We start from the raw sequence: 19,801 nt of genomic DNA on the forward strand, positions 1-19,801 counted from the left end.
GGAATGAACGCTGCCGAATTCACGCTCGAGGCTCTCGAAACGCCCGCGCTCACCAAGGCGCATCTGGCCGACCTGCTGTTCGAGCAGATCGGCCTGAACAAGCGTGAGTCCAAGGACATGGTCGAGGCGTTCTTCGAACTCGTGGCCAACAGCCTCATCGAGGGCACGGACGTGAAGATCTCGGGCTTCGGCAACTTCCAGATCCGCGTGAAGGCGCCTCGGCCGGGCCGCAATCCGCGCACCGGCGAGGCGATTCCGATCGGCGAGCGCCGCGTGGCCACGTTCCACGCGAGCGCCAAGCTCAAGGAACAGATTCACGGAAGCATCGACCAGAACGGCGCAGCCGAAGTCGAGTGGAGCTTGGGCGCGGAATAGTGCTTGGTGCTGTGCGCCCGGGTGGAGTAATCTCTAAGGTTTCCCGCGCACAGTCTTGATTTCAATGGAGAAAACGCTCCCACCGATTCCCGTCAAACGCTACTTCACCATCGGTGAGGTCGGCGAGTTGTGTGGCGTCAAGCCGCACGTGCTGCGCTATTGGGAGCAGGAGTTCACGCAGCTGCGGCCGATGAAGCGGCGCGGCAACCGCCGCTACTACCAGCACCACGAGGTGCTGATGATCCGCCGCATCCGCGATCTGCTCTACGACCAGGGCTTCACGATCAGCGGAGCGCGCAACAAGCTGCAGGAACTCGTGCAGGGCGAGCGCGACCGTCGCAAGGCAGGAGAGGTGCCGCTTGAAGGCGTGGAGGCCATCGAGATCGATCAGGAAGAATTCGACGCCGCGGTGGTGCAGGAGTCCGCTGCACCCGCTGCTGCGCAGACGGTCGATCTGTCGCAGTTGTTGCACCTGCGGCGCGAACTCTTTGAAATTCGTGAGCTGTTGACCATCGGACGCTGAATTTCAACCGCTATAATCGAGAGCTTCGGTGTGTGGCGCAGCCTGGTAGCGCACTTGCATGGGGTGCAAGGGGTCGAAGGTTCGAATCCTTTCACACCGACCAACAAAACGTCCAAGGGCGTCCGGAATCATCCTCCGGACGCCCTTTTTCATTGGGGAACTGGGCAAATCTTGTCCGGAGGCATACACTGAAATCCGGTGACTGCCAGCCCCAAGTGGGGGTACAGAAGGGGGTACAAACCACCTGAACCCCCCAGGATGGCGGTTTTGTACCCCCACCCTGGATGTACCCCATGCCGTTGACCGATGCCGCATGCCGCAACGCCTCCTGTCCGCCTGATCGCAAGCAGGCACGCTACGCCGACGCAGGTGGCCTCTATCTGGAAGTCTCAACCTCGGGTTCTCGCCGATGGTTCTGGAAGTTCAGGATCGAGGGAGTCGAGAAGAAATTCGCCTTGGGCTCCTATCCCGACGTGAGCCTTGCGGCGGCGCGAAAAGCCCGTGACGCTGCCAAAGCCCAGAAGGCTTCCGGAATCAATCCCATACAGGCGCGCCAGGTCGTCAAGCTCAAGGCGACCGTGAACACCGGCGATACCTTTCGAGAGACGGCGCTAGAGTGGTTCGACAAGCACCATGAGCGCTGGAGCGGCCACTACGCCACGCGCGAGAAGCGCAACCTGGAAAAGGACCTGTTTCCGTACTTCGCTGCTCGTCGCATCAGCGAAATCGAGGCCATCGAGTTGTTGGCGGCCCTACGCCGTGTCGAGGAGCGTGGCGCTCTCGACGTGGCCGGCCGCGTCCTGATGACGGCACGCGCGGTGTGGCGCTACGCGGTGGCGACTGCGCGGGCGCCGCGCGATATCACGGCGGATCTCAAGGGGGCACTCACGCCCCACAAGAAGCGGCACTTCGCGGCGATCACCGATCCGGCCAAACTGGGAACGCTGATACGCGTCATTCGGGGCTACCAAGGCGGTCCCATCGTGCGTACGGCATTGCAACTGGCTCCCATGCTTTTCCAACGCCCGAACGAACTGCGAGCGGCGGCCTGGGCGGAGATCGATCTCGACGGGGCGCTCTGGACCGTGCCCGCTGCGCGGATGAAGCGGCGCATCGATGGCAAGCAACATGGTGATCCGCACTTGGTGCCTTTGCCCAGGCAGGCTGTGGAGTTGCTGCGCAAGCTGCATCCCATTACGGGCCACAGTACGCTGGTCTTTCCGGGCGAGCGTAGTCATGAACGGCCGATCTCGGACAACACTCTGCGTGCAGCGCTTCTGACCCTGGGGTACGGCCCGACCGCGCAGACGGTTCATGGGTTCAGGGCGACAGCCCGGACCCTATTGGCGGAAGTACTGGAGATCGACCCCTTGGTGATCGAGGCCCAGTTGGCGCATGCCGTCAAGGACGCGAATGGGCGTGCCTACAACCGTACGCAGTACCTCAAGCAGCGCATCGTCATGCTCCAGCGGTGGGCGGACTATCTGGACGTGCTGGCTACCAGGGCGAGTTCTCCACTGGCTGAGCTGAAAACGGCCGCATGAGAATGACTCTGTCAGGTGATTAGATGGCACGGCACCTCCGGTCCGCCGTGGAGCGGCCGTCCAAGCAGTATGTCGCAGTGCGCTGGTGCCTGGAGGCGGGTCATCGTTCTCGAGCGGCCGCGAAGGCGTTGCGGCGACGAGGGCATCCATTAGTTCTCGGCCAAAGTGCGAAGCGGGATCGCGCAATGGCTCGCCGGGACGATGGTCTGCTGAGCTCTGCTGAGGATTCTGCACGGTCCAGCCGGCTGCGCGTCTGCGATGGGAGGCGGCTTTGCGGCGAAAACCGTCCTTCATGACACCACGGCCAACGACTCAGATCGAGTCAGGACCGATCATTCAGCGCAAGAACCTGGATGTCCTGTGACTGGCGCCAAGCAGTCACTTCAAGCAAGAACCCGTTCTTCGGGTTCGTGCCCTTTGCGGAGCAAGCGCATATGAAAAGCGGAAGTTCATCCGTCCGACGCAGGACTTGTGTTCGTCCGAGCTCGCACGCGTTGTTTCCATGTCGGGTGAGGCCAGTCTGGCCACCGCCAGAGGCTACATGAGGACCGAGAGCACGGTTGGCGGCGGGCGAAAGGCTCTACCGACGCGGCCACCCGCTTGATCGCCAAGCGCCTGCGTGCGAGCAGTACTCGCTGAGCTGGGTTCGCTAACCGCGCGTCCCAGAGGGCGCTAGTCCAGCGAGCACGAGTTGACTGAAGCACCCGAGGCCTTCGCATCGCGAAAACACTTGGCCACGGCGCAGGCCAGCAGCCGCGGCAATTTCATGTCCCGGGCGACCTGTATGGAAAAGGGCGCCGCTCCCTGCGGGACGGGCGTCGGGGCGCCCCATTTGACCTCCCGCACCTGAGGCAGATAGATGTAGTCAGGCGTCGGGACGTTGATGGACACGGCACCCTCGCTCAGCACATTGAGCTTCGAATTCAGATAGTCGTTGATGCCCGCCTCAACCTTCGGCGCCAGAATATCGAAGAGCGGTCGCTTCAAGCCGATCGCATCCAGTAGATTGAATAGGTCGCCTTGCGACGTTTCGAAATTATTGGACGTCATCCGGTACTTCACGTCGATCTTCTGATTCGGCGCTTCGCCCGTATGGAAGACCTCGAGCTGGTAAAGCGCCTGCCCTGTGCCACTGTAGAGGTCTTGCTTCTGCTCAGCCCGGCACATGGGTTGGACCGTGGTGCAAACGGGCAACTCGGGAAGAGAGCCGCCATGACATCCACTGAAATCGCACGAGGGCAGCGACCCTGAGGAGCCCCCGGTGCAGGTCGTCTGAGGTAGGCCGCACGGTACGTCCAAGGACGAGCACAACCGGCTAGTCGCATTCTGCTTGACTTCAATGGTGGGAGGCGCATACGAGCTAACCAGGCCGGTCGTTGCGCCCAACGATTTGCCACAACTGTCGGACAGCGAGGCTCGCAAATTGGCGGCGAAGGCCTCGGCGGATTCCGGTAACCAATTCCTGAAGAAGCCGATGTCCATCTTCTCGTAAATGATCACGCCTGTCGCCTCGCCAGTGGCCTTGTTGGCCGCCGACTCGACGAATCGCAAGCGCTCATTGAGGAACATCCGATCCAACGGGCCTGCCTTATCGATCGTGAGCGGGCCCATGTTGATTTCGGACAGATCGCACGCCTTCTTCGGCGCCGGTGCTGGGGACGCACTGCCGGAGCTTTGCGTAGCCTGGGCTTTCTTCACAGCGCTCGGGCTCTTGCGCGGTGCGTCTCCCGCGTGGACGGTCCCACCGAGAGCGGCGCCGACCAGAGCAGCGGCAACGATAGCTGGCTTCATTTGACCCCCGCGAAGATGCAGGCGGTGCCTGTTTGGTAGTACACCCCCTTGTCAGAGGCCATGGCGCTCAAGAGGCCCCCGCCAAAGTCCGAGTTGTAATCCGGGTTGGCAAACAGCAAATTCGGCATGCCCGTCCCAGCGTTGAACACGATGCCCGCCGTGCTGTCGTTCTTCTTAACCTGCACTCCTCGGACGTTCTCGGGGAAATGAAGCGCAAAGAACGGCCGAACATCCGTATCGCGCAAGAAGGAGGGGAATGCGCAATAGGCGCCGGTGTTGAACACTTTGTCTCGCACCACGGTGACGTCACTGCGAACGCACGACTGCTTCTGAAGACCGAAGATGCTGTAAATATCCGCCGGGTCATAGGTGCCGGTTCCGTTGGTCTGACGGAGCCGATCGCGCGTATGCTTGAGCTTGTCCTGGTCAGGCGGAAAACCGCGCATTGCGCATCGCATGGAGTCCGCACTGTCGCATATGGACACGCAGTCGACCATCTCGATCTTCTTCATCTCCTTCAGTACGGGCGCGTCGGCGTGAATTTGGATGGCGTTCGTCAATGGCAGGGCCAAGCCCTTGTTGTCCAGGCTCGCGACCACGACCGATTGCATCTGGGCAATGGTCGTTCGATGCCTGGAGCGCATCGCGTCCGCGCTTTCGTCCAGGGCGGCAAAAACGCTCTCTTGAATGGAGGCGTGCTGAGGCTCTCGCCAGCCGCCAAGCATGAAATCCTTGTCAAAGCACAGCCCGCCAGAATTGCTCTTTTCTTCCTCGTAACCAAGATCGATGCCGTCATTCCGGTTGGTGACGCGCGCGGGCAGCGTATATTCCCGCCTCTCCCGGTCATCAGAGCCTTGCACCTTCCAGGTGACGGTAATCGACAGCCGCTTCGGACCAGGATTAATGAGCCAGTAGTGGCGATTGAGCGCACATCCATCCGCTTCCTGCCAAGTCCAATCGAACGTGGGTTGCGGATCCCCGGCACTGGGCGGCGATGGCCACTGGGTGTTTTGCCCCGGTGGTGGCTTCACCCGGCAGACGCAAAACAGGTCGCGATACTCGTTAGACGACGCGCAAGGCGTTCGGCACGTCAGGGCCGGCGCGTCCCCGTTACAGCCTGCGAGGAGCAACCACGCGCACGCAAAGAGAGGCCTGCAAAGCTGCATATTTCCCTCCGCCCGAGTCTTGAGCGTCAGGATTGTGCCTTGAAGTACGAAAAAAGAAAACATCGGGGCGTGTCACAAGACTAGGCCCCTGAAGCAGGCCTCCATGAAGCTGGCTGCTCTCGCTCTACTGCCATGCTCCGTAGCCCGCCAGGCAATTCATGGGGTCCGTCCTGCTGCCAGCCGCTTCGGGCACACACCGGCCAGCCACCGGGGCCGAAGGTAGTCGTAGGGACGTTGCCGGAATTGAGACGAGCGACTGCTTTCCGAAAGAGCGGTCATTTCCGCCGAATTGGCCTATGCCGGCAAAGGGCCTACCCGCTTTTCGCAAGCGACCGTCGTATGGCAGGTGTGCAGCGGCTGCGGTCCTTCACGTCGCTGAATTCGGCGCCTGATTGTGATCGGCCAACGTCGAAGCTCAGCGGGCGCGAAGCCGTCGGCTGAAGTGACCAGATGGACACAACTGCCGGCGTTGCGTTGAGCACTTGGATGATTCGCCCAATACCAATGGTCCGCCGTACCAGATGCTGAACCCCCGGCGAAAAACGCCCGTAGTTCCTTTCCGGCGGGAGCAGCCAAGCTGATTGCGGCCGAGAACGCGCGCCAGAGGAAGGTCCAGTTCGGCTGAGCGTTCCTCACCGAATCAAGCAGGCTTGGGCGCCTTTGAGAACTTGACCTGATTCTTCTGCTTCAGCTTCCAGGCACCTAACTCCAGGGAATTCTCCAGAACATCTTCTGGCGACGGCGGCTGCGTGGCATCGAGTTCATCGATGAGCCAGTGCGGCTCGGATGCTCCCAGCACCATGCGGTAGACCGCGCGACGTCGCTCAAGGCGAACACGCACGGCCGACTCCCTGCTGCCTGCACAGTGCAGGTACAACTGCATTGCCTCTGCACCCGGCGTGCACCACCACGGCGCCATGCCTCCGGACATGTCGGCGACCGCTGCTTGCTCCTCGGCTTGGGTCGCCAGCGCTATCCAAGGACTGCCACCCGCTTTGCCCATCGCATCGGTATCGACCTTCGATGACAGCGCGCGTCGAATCGCCAAGCCCGCGTAGCGATTCACTCGACCTTCGCGCTGCTCCAGTTCGACCGGACCTGGCGCGGGGTCCCAATGGGCCACCGTCTTGCACCATGGGTGGAAGTCGAGGCCTTCCTGTCCCACTGAGGTGGTGGTCAGGACCATTGGCCAGAACGGCGTGTTGAACGCATGCCGCACGACGTCAGGACGCGGGGCTTCCTCCTTGTCTTCGTCCTTGGCTTGGTGCAGCGGTAGCGCGACATTGCAACGCACCCGCGACTTGCTCTTGGCCGCCTTGGTTGTCTCGTGCAACACCGTTCGCCCACCTGACAAAGCGAGCGCAGACTGCAACTCCAGCAGGCGCTTCGGCCATGACTGAGAGTTCGTGGCCGACACGAACCACAGATGCTCGTCGAGAACGCTCTCAAGGTTGCCCTCGACGACAGCGTCGTGCAGAGCCGCTGCGAAGTCCTTGTGAAACCGCTTCGACCTTTGAAGCGCCGCTGCAAACCAGGGACGGTCCAAGTAGCGCCGCAGACCGCCGATGGCCAGACGCTGCAAGAGCATCCTCGGCGTGGTCAGGCGGCGCTTGTCCGCCCGCTTGCCTTCCTCGGTGCTGATAGGCTGGTCCCAATCGAGATCGCCGTCTTCATCGCGCCAGTGCCTCATGACCGCCCGAGCGAGCACTACCGCCGGCGAGTTCAGTGAAAGTTCCACCAGGGCATTGAGTTCGGCGCGGGTGATCTCACCCATCCTGTCTTTCGGTACGCCTGCTATGAAGCGGTCGAAGGCTGCGCCGACGAGGCTGGGCGTGGATTTGTCTCCCTCTTCGGCAACGATTGCATCGATCCACGCCCTGCGCGCCGCGCCGGCTGGGTTCGCCGGATCCGACGCCAGGTGCACCAGCCATGCCTCGACCGGCACAGCCTTGCGTTTTGACGCCGGGTTGTATAGCGTGCCGCGTTCACGGAGCGCCGCCTTGATTTGCGGAATGAGAGCCAACCGCGCGTCTTTAATGGTCTTGGGCAAGCCTTTCGTCAGCGGATCAATGCACGCAAGGAATTCGGATGCGAAGAAGAGGCGGAACATTCCTGGGCTGGCACCGCCGCTCTTGAACGTCGGTTTCGCGCCAGCACGATACTTAGGCTTGGCTCGTGAGCTCTTGCGGTTGTAGACACGCGCCTCGACGCTGTAGCTGATGACAGCGGAGACCGCACCGGGAACCGCGGCGAACCGACTGAAGACAAGTGCCTTGCCATCGATCAAGGACTGGTCGCCATTCCCGGTCCAGCCACCTTCGAGCGGCCACCACGGCACGGTCGGTCGCACCCAGGGAGCCATGAGCCGCTCGGGGGGAAGGGCTTGGAGAAGACCGCGCACCTTCGGGCTCATCCACTCCTGTTGCCGCCAGCTGTGCAGGGTCTTGGCAGTCAGTTCCGCGGTGGGCAGTTTCTTGGGCGCCGCCTTCCAGCACATGTAACGATTGCCGAGCGTTTGGGCAGCCAGTGGCACCGAGCTCCAGAGGGGTACTGCCCAGTGGGCGTGTCCGTCGCGCGGCACCCAGGTCGAGAAGGCGCGGAACGATCGGACGTCAGATGCCGTCAGCGGAATCAACGGCGGCTCGCCCACGAGGTCAGCGTCAGCAGTCACTGGACGCTCGGTGCGGCACATGATGCGGCTCAGTTTGGATGCCAAGTCCTCAAGGGCGGCCTTGGCGATGCCGGAATCGGGTGATCCGCGGCGAACCTCGGCCTCCCTCGTGCTGAAGGCCTCTCGGATTGACCGCATCGTCTGGCCGCGCTGGGCCGTTGACTGATTGCCCAGCAGAAACTCCAGCAGCCGGAAGAAGTCGTTGTCGTCGCTTGGATCTTGTTGCTTTACGTCAGGCGAGGGTCGGACCTTGCTGACTCTGGCCGTGGGCCGTAGTGCCTGGTAAGGTGTCGCCGACAGCAAGAGCAATCTGCCGCTGCTCTTCGCGGTCAAGATGTCTCGGATGCGTGCCTCGGCCGGATCAAGAGCCACATCGGCGTTGGTCATCAGGTCGCGGAAGCGTTGGAACTCGTCGAAGATGATTAGGCCGGGTTCGAGCTCTCCCAGCGCCGCAGCCGCAAGGCTATTGCGGCACCAGCCAGTGACATCGAGCCTTGTGCCGGACTTCTTGTTGTCGACGATGACCTTCAGCGCGACATGGGTCTTCACCGGACCCTGAGCCTTGATGCATTCGCGCATTGCCGTGCAAAACCTGCCGATGAACCGGGCGAACTTTCCATCGACGTGTCGAACTCTTTTCCTGGTCTCGACGCCATAGTCTTGGAGCAGGGCGTCGAAATTGCGGGCGTTCCAGGACAGCTCGTCCCTGAGCCACTGAAGGCTCGATCCGGCCTCGTACTCAAGAAGCGCAGCGGCGAACGCGCGTTCCTGGACTCGACCTCTGTGGCGGTGCTTTGCACCGGAGAAGGCCGTCCCCGGCGTCAACGAATAGATGCACAGTCGCGGGTGATCTGGCGCGGTGGTCAGCGGCAGTAAGCCAGGGCGGTCTGCTGACGCCCGAGCGCTCTTACGCTCCTCAACGTCCAGGTCGCCGAGCAGTTGATCCACGTTTTGGGTGGCAATCGATTGATTGGCGCACACGTACAAAACGGTTATCTTCTGGTTCGCAGACAGTTCCGACAGCACCTGCCTCGCGACGAGGGTTTTGCCCAGCCCGGGCTCGTCGGCTACCAAATAGCGCCTGGCGCTGGTTCGGTCGAAGGCGCGCAAGACTGCGGCAACCGTGGCTTCTTGAAATGGCTTGGCCTTCATTGCTTCACCAGTTCCTGTTCGACCGCATCCCAACTGAGGAGGAAAGCCTGTAGCTGTTGGTAGGTCTTCATTTCCTTCTTGGACGTTGGCTTGCACCGTCGCGCGATCTCGACGATTCGCTGCGTCTCCCGCAGCGATTCGGCATCACGAATCCAACTGCTCAGCACCGCTTCGATGCCCAGCAACGCGATCGTTTCCGACGTGATGCCTGGTGGGTGCTGCTTGTTCCATTCACGACGCTCGCCACCGCCATTGCCGCCGGCGGTCAGGCTGTCGTTGAGCAGGGAGATCACGCCGTCGATGCCCAGATAGGCATGCAGCAATGGGACGTCTCGGTCCGCACGCGACAGGCTGGGATCAAAGGGGGCGTGCTGTAGCCACTCGGATCGAAGCTCGCCGATCGCCAGTTCCATGCGAATGAGGTCGCCGTTCTCGTAAATTGGGGCGGTTGGCAATGCCATCTCCGTGGCGCCTGCCTCCCACGGGGTGAGCGTGTCTCCAATGCGCCCCACCCGGAGACGAGCATCTGCCGGCAGGGGCAGAGATGACTGGAGCGTCACGATGGCCACGCCGTCCTGCAGCTTCTGGCTGGCGACGAAGCTAGCCACCAGTGCCTTACGCACCTTTTCGAACTCGTCTTTCAGGTGCTGCTCAGGTTCAATCGGCGGCTTTTCTTCGGCGAGTTCGTGTTCAATGCAGAGATCGTCGAAGGCTTTCAATCCACTGCGCAGGCCTTCGCTGAATCCACTGCCCGGCAGCGACACAGAGGCGATCGCCAGGACTTCGGCGTTCCTCTTCCATCCGCGTTCCGTGAGATTGGTGCTGCCCAACCTCAGCTCGCCCCGCTTGTGCGTCTCGATCCAAATGAACTTGGCATGCAGGCCACGCCCTTCCGTCGCGTCCGCATCGGCATCAAGGCTGTGTGCTTCAGCATCGACGTCGTCATCTTCCTGATCGTCCTGGCCGGACTCAGGCAACTCCCGCAGGTCATATCGGCTGAGGGCGGCTCGATGGTGCCGTGCCACCTCAGACAGACACATCAACGTCGAGATCAGCCTGGGCCTGAACGACCGATGGGCAGGGGTCGCTGGTTGGTCTTTGAGAAGTTGCCTGACAGCCCAACCGTCAAGGAACGGCGACACGGCCAGAATGCTCCGTGCATCCTTCGGAGCCGGCTGAAGATCTCGCTGCAGATCGCCTCGCTTGAACAGTGCCAACTTGTCGATCCGAAGGCCGGCAGGGACCTGCCATCTCACCTTGGGTAGCTCCTGAAAGGCTTCTTGCCAGTTCGGTTGGACGTTGGCTTCGGTGGCGAGTTGACGAGTCAGTTCGATCACATCAGGGATATCTTCTCCTTTGCCACGGGCTTCACCAGTGAGCGTCAATGCCATATCCCAGGATTCGTCCCTCGTGAAATTCCGGCTGCCGATCCATAGTCGCCAGATTGCCTTGGCATTCGGGTTGCCCCGGCTGACGCACCGCACGATGCACACTTTGGGATGCCATGATGCGGAGCGCTCGTCGTACTTCACCGGCACGACGAATCTGTCCAGCATGTTCAGGATCGGGCTCGCGCTTCGCGGCCCGACCAGGCGGCCGTGCTGCAAAACGAAGTGCACGCGGTTCTGCAGGCGCTGCAGCGCACGCGCGAGCGCCAGTGACGACGATCCTTTGCCGTCGGCCGTGCCTTGGCGGATCATCGCCGCCAGCATCGCAACGAGCACCGCGCATTGCCCAGAGTAGGCCGAGCACAACGCGCGATCGACGACATAGCCTGCCGGCGGGGTCAGGATGTCCAGCAGAGACGATGTGGGCAAGTGTTTGGCTTGCGCTTCATCGTCGTCACCGAACCCCTCGTGTGCCGGGCTATTCATGAAGGTCTCGGATCAGGCGACTGACGTTGGGCCAACGGAAGTGGAGACGATTGGCCAGGGTGGAGCTTTCAGCAGAACGAGCCCACCGGCGCAGCTGCTGACTGGCGGCTGGAGTTCCTGTTAGTCGTGATCTGCCGAGCTTGCGGTCGTGCTCGACATTCGCGTAGAGCTTCCTAACCGATGCGTTGGGCAGCGCAGCTGAATCTCCCAGCCAAGTCTGTGTTGCTGAGAGGAGGTCGTATAAAGCGTCCTCCTTCAGTCCAAGGCCATGAGTGACCAGGGCATCCAGGTCTGCTTCCACTGCCTCTTCAGCCCATGCCGCACGACACTTCATCAGATGATGTCGGTGCTGGCGTGAGGTCAGGTAATTCTTGTTCTCACAGGCCTGTTCGACCATCGCGAGATAGACCGCACGCACGATGCCGCCCAGCGCAGAGATGTTGCGGGCGAGTGGGATGAGCGACGCATCTTCGGGCGGGACGCTGGTGCGAACCTCATCGTCGTTCCAGAAGTCCCGACCCACCGTCGGCCTCACCGGGTTGCGAGCCAGCGCTGCCAGGAAAGATTCACGCGCTTTTTCGCCTTCTAGCGTGGGCGCCTTGAGCGCGGCCAGTCGATTTCGCAGGTATCTTTTCTCGAGGGGCAGAAGCTTGAACGTCACTCCCTTTGGATCCTCCAGAAACCCGGGGGGCGGCAGGGGTACGTCGCCGAAATACCCCGGTTCCGTCGACAGGGATTGCCCATCCATGTCGGCGGCCGTGCGTGACTTGCGCTCCGATCCCAGCGCCTCCAGAACTGCCTCGCGCGAGGGCGCCGCTCGCATATAGTCGCGACCAAGAATTCCCCACGTCGCCAAGGCCGACCAATACGAGAACGACGCGGGCTGGGCCGCATACTTTCCTTGCTCGTAGACGCGCGAGCCGATGACGCCTGTGTCATCCGTGTCGGCCGCTCTGTTCTTGAGCCCAAGCTTGAGCTGCCCGGTCAAAGTGAACTCGAGTTGCGCCAGTTTCTGGATGGCATTGCTGCTGCCGGCTGCACTCTGCAACAGCCAGGGCACGAACAACGTGTATCTGAGGCGCGTGTGCAGCACCGAAGTTCCAGGAAACAGCCTGTCAGCGAAAGCCTGGTGGATCGAAAGCAGTCCGAGCTCGTCGACCACGCCGCGCTGTCTGTCATTCAGCAGCGCCTCGGCTTTGGCCACTTCCGCTCGGGAAATCAGAACCCAGCCTAACGCTGGCTGCTTGGCTTTGGGCGCCGATGGTCGAGTGTGTGTATTGGTGTTTTTGGAAGAAGTCGGTATCACCAAGCGCCTCCTTGTAGCTTGTCGAATCCAAGCATATTAGAGTCGAGCAGACGCTCTTCTAACGGCCAAGCAGCGCGTGGAAACCTCATCCGACGCTATTTTTCTGTCCCTAACCGCAGAGCCCCGTGCGTCACCTGCCACTGATCCGCTTCGGTTCATACTGCTGCACTGAGGTGCTTCAAAGCGGACGTTGGGTGAATTTCGGCTCACAGTCTGAAGCTTTAGAACCCGGTTAGCCCCAGGCCGGGCTATTCCTGGCTGATCGGCCTGCTGCTCGATATTTGCCTGCCGAGCCTTTTCGCGGATAGGGTCGCCGGCAGGGGCCGCTCATGGGGGGTTAGGTCGTCTCCGATGTGGATTGCATGCAGTATTCATGTCGCGCGCCCGTTCATGCGATCCGCGATCCATGATTGCACTGCGCTCTCTGGCCAAGCTGCGGTGCGCTGTCCAGCCTTCACCGAGCGCGGAAAGATGCCCATGCGCATTTGTTCGTAGATGGCTGACCTGCGCAGGCCGGTGAGGCGCTCGACTTCAGGCAGTCTCAGAAGCCTGTCGGGGGCGCGCCTGATCGTCTGCGCCAGCGGCAGCGTTGAGTCGGAGCAAAGGAGCATGAGCGCCTCCTGCAGCAGACGAGCCGCCTGCAGGGCTCGTTGATCGGTAGGGTCGGCGGTGACGCACGCGCTCGATTCATGGTTGGTTTGGGCTCGCATGGGCATTGCCTTTCGATTCTTCCGCAGCGCATCCAATGCCGTTGCGGGACGTCCATAGGTTGCCGGGGATGTCTGGTGAGACCAACTCGCTGTAGCAATGCGAAGCGTACTGGAACGGGACGTGCGAATCGGAAAGGGCGTTCAGCACATGCCGAACCTTCGTGCACTCTGAACCAGAGTCGGTGTGGGCCGGTACCCTTCAATTTCCTCCCTTCTTCCTTTGCAGCAGAAACGCCCTACGTTCAGCGCACGCTTCGGCGGCTTGCTTCAATTCGGCATAGGACTTTGCTGCGATTACCGATCCGGAAGGATTCTTCACTTTCGGGTTCAAGACGACTGCGTAGTAGGTGGGCGGGGAGCGGCGCCCGCTATCGCGAAAGATCTGTACCTGCATGCCGCTGTGCATGTACTCTTCGACGATCTGATCATGGTCCGAGGGTTCCGAGTGCGGAATCTGCGCCTTCACATGACGCGCTCCATCTTCCGCTGCGATCGGGAAGACGTTCAGTTCCAGAACCCTGGCATTCAAGCCCACCTGAATTGCCGATCGCAGTGCGGCCTTGGTTGCGTCTGCACCCTGATCCGCGAGCGGGTTCATTTCGATGAGAACGTGCGCAAGGATTCGGCGGTTTTCGGCCATGTCGGGTTCCGATCGTTTCTGCGAAGGTTGGTGATGTGGTCTGGGGCGGCGCTTCACGCCGGCCACCAAAGCGGCCGTTCCGGCTGCGCCGCTTCGGCACGCAATGCGTCGGCCAGTTCATGCACGGGGTCCTTGAGGCTGCTTCGCACGAGTGCGATCCATGTGCGCAATGCGTCATCCTCGGGTTGATCGCCGGCGATACCCTCCAGGCGCGACAGCACATCCAGAGCACTGTGATAGGTCGCCAGGGACTGGCCGACCGCGACGGAGCGAGGCAGTTGATTCGCCCGCGCTTCCCGGCGCTGCGCACGCGCCTGCTCTGCGGCCACCGCGATGTTGTGAGCCTGGGCTGCTTCCCGCTCCTGCTGTCGTCGGATGGCGGCTTCTTCGGCCACCAGCTTGGACCTGAGTGCTTCGGCTTCCGGGAAGGCGATCAGGGCGCGTGTGATCTCTGGAAGCTGTTGCTCCAGCTGCTCACGACTGCCTGTCCATTGGCGGGCGATGACGTGCCAATCTCTTTCCAGCTTCAGCTTGTAGCCATCGACGGCCCTGTATTCGTCTCGATGAAAGAGGAAATCCTGACGCTTGGGTTGAACAATCTTTTCCACCTGTTCGGAGAAGCTCAGCCTGATGGCGCCGCCCGCGCGCCGGATTTCAACCGTATTCGATGCGTCTCCCCGGCCAGCGACGATCTGGCAACCTCCGGCGATCAGTCTCCGGATGAGCGCTTCGTGGAAACGGAGAATCCAGTCGATGTGGGTCAGGGTCGCTGTGATTCGCAGGCAGCCGCTGCCGGAGGTGTACCGGCCCGTGGTCATCCTGTGACTCGACATGCCGCCGAAGAAGGGCTTGCGCAGTCGCCTGGCTTCTTCAGCCTCCACCGCCAACTTCGCCTCATCGCGCTCGATGGCTTGGAAGAAGCGAGCGGTCTTCGCCACCAGTGGGTGACAGTGATCGAGTGAGGGCGGGACATCGATGGGCTGCAGCACAACAGCGTCCCTGGCCCGGGAAAACGCTTGCTGGACCCGCTGGATCCTCGTGGTGTCGGAGGAGCGGCACGCCGTGGTGTCTTTCTCCGGCAGGTGGACTTCGTGATCGATGTCGGAAGGCGGCAGTGGGGTCTGCACGCAGATCTTGCCGACCGCGAGACGGGTCCAATAGCCGACGGGTGGAACGGGGATGTTGTATCGACGGCAGAGCTTGGAGAGTCCGACATCGGACAGGCCGAGATTCGGTCCCAGATGGCGAAGCGGTGTCTGCCAGACCAACGCATACAGTTCGGATCGTTTCACGCGCACCTCTATCATCAGTCAAAAAGGACGCCTGCCAACGCACTTTGGCCTGCCGAAAAGGCTGCGTCGTCTAGCGACGTCTTACGCTCGTCGTCATGGAGGCGCGCTTGGGCGGCTGATGGTTCTGCGGACACCGATCTAGCGGATGAGGCTCTCCCTTGGCTCTCACAGCCCCGTCGAGTACTGACAGAGCCTTGGATTCACGTCATAGCCTACGCAAGGTTTTTGCCGAATCCACAGTGGGGCACTTGTAGATGGAAATCAACATTCCGGTGAGGAAGAACTCGCCTTCTCCGCACTGGTTAGGTGGCCGCGATTCCCTGCACCAAGGTACGGTAGAGATGGACCACCTCCATTCGCTCGTTGGAACCGACCTTCGAGAATTGCAGATGGTGATGAGGGTGATCGTTGGCGACAAGCGTGTAAACGCCGTTGATCATCTCGCCGTGAACGTGCTGCACGTACGCCATCCGAAACTTGCGCACCGCATCCAAGAATGGCCTCCCGTAAAGCACCCCTGCAACGAGCTCTGCGCGATCACCTTCGTGAGCAAAGTACTCGATTCCCTCGAGTACGTGCCGGGCTCTGTCGTACTCGAAGTGCACGTGGTTGAATGGATCCACGACGGCTCCAGCGACTGTTCCAGACCGCCAATCACTGAATTCCAGGACATCGACGGCGGCGGGAGGGATATTTCGCAGCATGTAGCTGCGGAAGGACCGCTGGGACTTGAGGAATTCGTCAGGACTTCTTGTCGCGCGCTCATCGAGCATGCTCGTCAAGAACGGCATGCGGCCGGCGAGTTGCTCACGTACCGCTGCGGGAAGAAATTCAAGCCGAGGATCCAGATCGGCAAAGTACTCCACATGCACGAGGAAGCGCGTTCCGCAAGGGCGGGTGTGGAAGTAGCCCCCCACTGACTGTTGCTGCACGCGCGTGTCTCGCTTGCCGGTGGTCAGAAAATAGAAGTGCTCAATCTTGCCGGGGTGCCTGTCCGACTTGGCGAGGTCTTTCTCGATCTCGGGCAAGCTCAGCACGCCTTCCCAATACTTGCACTGACCAACGATTCCGTTGTGAGCGTAGAGCGGGAGCAGGTCGAGCCCTTGCTGGTCCTGTCCTCGGCTGCCATAGGTTTGGAACACAGGCGCAGGCACGGCGTGCCGAGTCCTTGCGAGGTGTTGCAGCCAGAATACCCCGAAATGCTCGAACTCATCGGGTGTCCGTATCGGGCTCATGAGACCAGTCATCGTGCTACTTCGTTGTGGTGGGTCAGAAATGTGTGCATCCTTGGGCCGGAAGATGTTACCGCCGAGGCACGACTCGACCTTCAAGCGGGTTGCCCCGCGGCTATGCGCCTACGCGCTCATCGAAGGCGGTACCGCCGCAGGTACGATCTGCCGGTCAAGGAGTACAGGACACCAAGGTGCACCTGCTGCCATCGTGCAGAGGCGCAGTCCGACCAACCTCTCGCATACAGTTTCCCATGAGCAAGAAAAAGAAGCGCCAGGCCCAGGCAACTGACGTGAGTCCACCCATGCTCCGACATGTTGAACGTCTAGCGCGCCACGAGGCGGGGCACGTTGTGGTCGCGCGTTGTCTGGGATTTACCACGAGCGGCATGGCCCTGACGATGCTGGACTTTGAGGGAGGGCATTCCGGAGAGGCGCAGGTCAACGTGCATGGTGCGACCCGAGAGGTCCGCGACATCTGCGACTACCTGCGCCGGCGGATCGCCGTGCTCTATGCCGGGGCAATTGCTGAGGCGTGGACCGAGCGGGGCATAGAGCAAGCCGCATTTGAAGCTTGCCTCAAACGTGGAGGACGAGGAGACAAGGCGAAGGCGGATGAACTGGTGCAGCTGTTGAGGAACATAAGGTACCCCGAGGAAACAGATGCTCAACAGGTGGGAATCCAGTTGAATGATCTTACCAGCGAGTGCATCCAGCTCGCTGAAACAATTCTGGAGACGAGACAGGAGGCCATCAGAGAGATAGCCGATCTCGTCAAGGCAAGATTCCAACGGCCTGGGGTGCGCATCGTTGCCAGCGAACATGATCTGGACTCCCTGCCTGCAGTCAAGGCGATGGTGGAGATTCCAGCTGAGTCAAGCGATCCCTCGCCAAGTCAGCGGTGACGCATCGGTTCTCTGGCAATGGATCTCTCGGGGGAACTGAGTTGCCGCTGAATGCCTCTTGGCGAGGCCATCTCATTCATCGAGTTGTGCGAAATCGAGCTCGATCGCGAACGATCGGAGATCGATCGAAGATTTCGCACAGTACCTCGCCAGGTCCATCCACAAAGAGCGACCCGAATCAAGCCCCGATATCTGAACGGCGTAACTCTTCCTGTACTCGTCATCCTCGATCTCGACCAGACCTCCAAGGCGGTAGGATTTCAGTTCCCCGGCCCGCTTGGCAACTGCGCTTTCCGAGATCCGAAGCGCCCCTTTGAGATCGCTCACAAGAATCGCGGGCGAGTCTCCATAGGGCACCACCACATCGAACTTTCGCATGTCGTAGGTTCGTTGGACAACGGCTCTCAGGTATTCGCGCACCTCGACCGGGACCTTCTTGAACTGCGCGACATAGGCTTTCAGGTCGGTCACCTCGCTTTGGAGGTCATCAGTGTCCATGCGCAACTTCAGCACTCGGCAAAAGCGCCCCAGGTTCGCTGCGACGGATGGCTCCGCCGACTTTGTCCAGTCCTTGAGGTGATCCATCATTGCGCGCTCAGGCGCCGAGAAGCGTGTCTCGTGCTTGCGCTTGATCTCCCTCAGCTTCTGCACGGAGTGAGTACCGACCTTGTCAGTGACCTTGTGATGTGCATGGCACATGAGCATGAGATTCTTGGCCTGTCGACGTTCTTCATTCGTTGAAATCGGGTTGAACCGCTGTCCGCCCCTTTCCGCAGCCTCGATATGGCAGATTTGCCCGATGAAGACGCCATCCGCGTTCATCATCAGATGATCGCACCCAGGGTAAGCACAGAGGTTGCCGGACTTGAGGAACAACTCACGCAGGGTCTCGCCTGTGGGTGCTAGTCGCTTCGGGCTCTCGAGATTTTTCGTCATTCCAGACCATCAGTCGTATCGCTACATGCTACATGGGCGTATTTCGCTTCTCTCATCTTCCGTGCTGGTTCGCGATATCGTGAGTGAATACCGGCGGCCGAAGTGCTGCCTGCGGTGCAGCAAGTGCTGGCAAGCCGGGTGCGCGGCGCCAACGTGCTGACGTCGCTGGTGGTGGCGCAGGATTTTCTGTGGGCGTGGCTTGAGGGCTTGCCTCAGCATGCGGCCCAACCCTATTCGAAATGTTCCGGGGCGGTGACGCAGACCTCGGTCTATCTGCGAAAGGTGGTCAAGGATGTGCTGGCACTGAGCAGTTCTGCACTTCTGCTGGCGCATTGCCACCCGAGCGCCCGCGCTGAGCCATCGCGGGTCGACGAGCAACTGACGCAAATGCAGAAAGAAGCGGCGGAGCCGGTAGACGTGTGGGTGCTGGACCACCCGTTCGTCGCGGGCGGCCCGTTCCTGCTCATGGCCGAGCGAGGGCTTCTGTGACGCAGGGCCATTCGCGCCCCTTTTGATGCGCGCCGTTATGCGCGCGGGACGTCGGTTTCCGCCGCGCCTTCGGCCTTGGGCAGCAGGCTCACCGACCAGTGGCCGCCTTGCTCCTGCTGAGGTGCCAGCAGGTCATAGGTCTTGACCATGTTCAACAGTCCCGAGTGGCCATAGGTCTGGGGCGAGAAGGCCGGGTCGGTGCGCTTGAGGTACTGGCCCAGGACGCCCAGGCCGACCTTGCCTTCGGACGTGTCGCTGGCGAGCAGCGACACGGCCTCGACGAGGAAGCGTGGCCGGCGCTTCGGCGCCGGCTTGGGCGGTTCCTGCTTCGGCGGCTCGGCCTTGGCCGGTTCCGCTTTTGCAGGGGCCTTCGGTGCGGCCTCGACGATGGCTTCTGCTGGTGGCTCGGGACGCGTCCATTCGAAGAACTGGTCGCTGGCGTTGCGCAGGGCGTCCGGCGTCTTGGGTTCGCCGACGATGCAGACGGTGGCGCCGCGTTCGCGCAGCTTGCGGCACAGGTATGCGAAGTCGGAGTCGCTGGTGACCAGGCAGAAGGTGTCGGCCCGCTGGTCGAAGAGCGCTTCCAGCGCATCGAGCGCCAGGGCGATGTCGGCGGTGTTCTTGCCGGCGGCGTACTGGTACTGCAGGCAAGGGGTGAACGCCAGGCGCACCAGGGCGTCCTGCCATTTGTTGGCCAGCGTGCCCTGGTTGCCGTAGCCGCGGCGCAGCACGACGCGGCCGAACTGCGCCACCATGCGCAGCGCGTGCTCGAGGATGTCGGGCGGCACGTTGTCGCAGTCGACCAGGACGGCCACGCGGGTCTCTGTTGTCGTTGGGGCGGTGCTCATCCGGAGTTTTGTTGTTGTGGGTTGAACGGGCCCTCACGGTAACTGATTCCGCGCGTCACTGGTCAGGCGGACATGGCGGGCCGCGCTGTCGTGCTGCGCGTCGAGTCATCCTTGGCGCCTCGCTCCCTGCGGGCGTTCATCGTTCGTCTCGCTCCGCTCGGTTGAACGCCTTCGGCCCGGCTCGTCGATCCGGGCCTGCGCGCTTCGCTTGCGTGGGGCCGGCGAAGAAGGCGACCGTTGCCTGTCAGCCATCTTTCCCGACTCCATCACCTTGTGCGCGACTGTAGCCCGCGGCCAGGTGCCGTCAAGGCGCGCCAGGCCGTGTCCTCGGCTGCGCCTGCGGGCCGCAC

At 61.5% G+C, this 19,801-nt stretch carries 16 protein-coding genes and 1 tRNA gene; 6 read left to right on the plus strand and 11 right to left on the minus strand.

Annotated elements, in window-relative coordinates:
- Positions 1 to 3 precede the first annotated feature (3 nt).
- The 4 genes from AC1DFC_RS03670 to AC1DFC_RS03685 all read left to right on the plus strand — a co-directional run bounded on the left by AC1DFC_RS03670 (position 4) and on the right by AC1DFC_RS03685 (position 2,442).
- Entirely contained in the window at positions 4 to 375 is a 372-nt protein-coding gene (locus AC1DFC_RS03670; protein WP_042673257.1) for an integration host factor subunit alpha, read from the plus strand.
- Between the two features lie 64 nt (positions 376 to 439).
- Positions 440 to 898: a MerR family transcriptional regulator gene (locus AC1DFC_RS03675; RefSeq protein WP_007832504.1), complete on the plus strand. Its 459-nt coding sequence runs from the start codon at positions 440 to 442 to the stop codon at positions 896 to 898.
- 26 nt (positions 899 to 924) lie between these two features.
- Positions 925 to 1,001, plus strand: a tRNA-Pro gene (locus AC1DFC_RS03680).
- Positions 1,002 to 1,191: 190 nt separating this feature from the next.
- Positions 1,192 to 2,442: a tyrosine-type recombinase/integrase gene (locus AC1DFC_RS03685; RefSeq protein ID WP_478083228.1), complete on the plus strand. Its 1,251-nt coding sequence runs from the start codon at positions 1,192 to 1,194 to the stop codon at positions 2,440 to 2,442.
- Between the two features lie 672 nt (positions 2,443 to 3,114).
- Here AC1DFC_RS03685 and AC1DFC_RS03690 read toward each other — a convergent pair.
- From AC1DFC_RS03690 to AC1DFC_RS03730, 9 genes are all read right to left on the minus strand, one after another.
- The gene (locus AC1DFC_RS03690) at positions 3,115 to 4,140 is read right to left on the minus strand and encodes a hypothetical protein (protein WP_478080472.1); all 1,026 of its coding nucleotides are present in this window, start codon (positions 4,138 to 4,140) and stop codon (positions 3,115 to 3,117) included.
- A gap of 89 nt (positions 4,141 to 4,229) precedes the next feature.
- On the minus strand, positions 4,230 to 5,264 hold the full coding sequence (locus AC1DFC_RS03695) for a hypothetical protein (protein WP_478083229.1): 1,035 nt from the start codon (positions 5,262 to 5,264) through the stop codon (positions 4,230 to 4,232).
- Between the two features lie 775 nt (positions 5,265 to 6,039).
- Complete coding sequence (locus AC1DFC_RS03700) at positions 6,040 to 9,222, minus strand: hypothetical protein (protein ID WP_478080470.1); 3,183 nt, start codon at positions 9,220 to 9,222, stop codon at positions 6,040 to 6,042.
- Positions 9,219 to 11,096, minus strand: a complete 1,878-nt coding sequence (locus tag AC1DFC_RS03705) for a phospholipase D-like domain-containing protein (protein ID WP_478178683.1) — start codon at positions 11,094 to 11,096, stop codon at positions 9,219 to 9,221. Before AC1DFC_RS03705 ends, AC1DFC_RS03700 begins: the two co-directional genes overlap by 4 nt.
- On the minus strand, positions 11,089 to 12,402 hold the full coding sequence (locus AC1DFC_RS03710) for a DUF6361 family protein (RefSeq protein WP_478083252.1): 1,314 nt from the start codon (positions 12,400 to 12,402) through the stop codon (positions 11,089 to 11,091). The genes AC1DFC_RS03705 and AC1DFC_RS03710 overlap by 8 nt, the downstream gene beginning before the upstream one ends.
- Positions 12,403 to 12,773: 371 nt before the next feature.
- Positions 12,774 to 13,112 carry a helix-turn-helix transcriptional regulator gene (locus AC1DFC_RS03715; RefSeq protein ID WP_478080468.1) on the minus strand — a complete coding sequence of 113 codons (339 nt, stop codon included), beginning with the start codon at positions 13,110 to 13,112 and terminating at the stop codon, positions 12,774 to 12,776.
- Between the two features lie 199 nt (positions 13,113 to 13,311).
- Complete coding sequence (locus AC1DFC_RS03720) at positions 13,312 to 13,752, minus strand: hypothetical protein (RefSeq protein ID WP_478080467.1); 441 nt, start codon at positions 13,750 to 13,752, stop codon at positions 13,312 to 13,314.
- Between the two features lie 53 nt (positions 13,753 to 13,805).
- Positions 13,806 to 15,044, minus strand: coding sequence for a hypothetical protein (locus AC1DFC_RS03725; RefSeq protein WP_478178684.1), 1,239 nt, complete (start codon positions 15,042 to 15,044; stop codon positions 13,806 to 13,808).
- 302 nt (positions 15,045 to 15,346) lie between these two features.
- Positions 15,347 to 16,291 (minus strand): hypothetical protein, encoded by a 945-nt coding sequence (locus AC1DFC_RS03730; RefSeq protein ID WP_478080465.1) that lies wholly within the window; start codon positions 16,289 to 16,291, stop codon positions 15,347 to 15,349.
- Positions 16,292 to 16,527: 236 nt separating this feature from the next.
- Here AC1DFC_RS03730 and AC1DFC_RS03735 point away from each other — a divergent pair, with 236 nt between their 5' ends.
- Positions 16,528 to 17,178 (plus strand): hypothetical protein, encoded by a 651-nt coding sequence (locus tag AC1DFC_RS03735; protein WP_478080464.1) that lies wholly within the window; start codon positions 16,528 to 16,530, stop codon positions 17,176 to 17,178.
- A gap of 72 nt (positions 17,179 to 17,250) precedes the next feature.
- On the opposite strand, the gene AC1DFC_RS03740 is transcribed toward AC1DFC_RS03735, so the two are convergent.
- The gene (locus tag AC1DFC_RS03740; protein ID WP_478080463.1) at positions 17,251 to 18,114 is read right to left on the minus strand and encodes a hypothetical protein; all 864 of its coding nucleotides are present in this window, start codon (positions 18,112 to 18,114) and stop codon (positions 17,251 to 17,253) included.
- Positions 18,115 to 18,228: 114 nt separating this feature from the next.
- On the opposite strand from AC1DFC_RS03740, the gene AC1DFC_RS03745 reads away from it, so the two are divergent.
- Complete coding sequence (locus AC1DFC_RS03745) at positions 18,229 to 18,603, plus strand: JAB domain-containing protein (RefSeq protein WP_478080462.1); 375 nt, start codon at positions 18,229 to 18,231, stop codon at positions 18,601 to 18,603.
- A gap of 35 nt (positions 18,604 to 18,638) precedes the next feature.
- Here the strand turns inward: AC1DFC_RS03745 and AC1DFC_RS03750 are convergent, their stop codons facing one another.
- Positions 18,639 to 19,451: an NYN domain-containing protein gene (locus AC1DFC_RS03750; protein ID WP_478083231.1), complete on the minus strand. Its 813-nt coding sequence runs from the start codon at positions 19,449 to 19,451 to the stop codon at positions 18,639 to 18,641.
- Between the last annotated feature and the right edge of the window lie 350 nt (positions 19,452 to 19,801).

The sequence above is a fragment of the Variovorax sp. 10L421 genome (assembly GCF_056395365.1).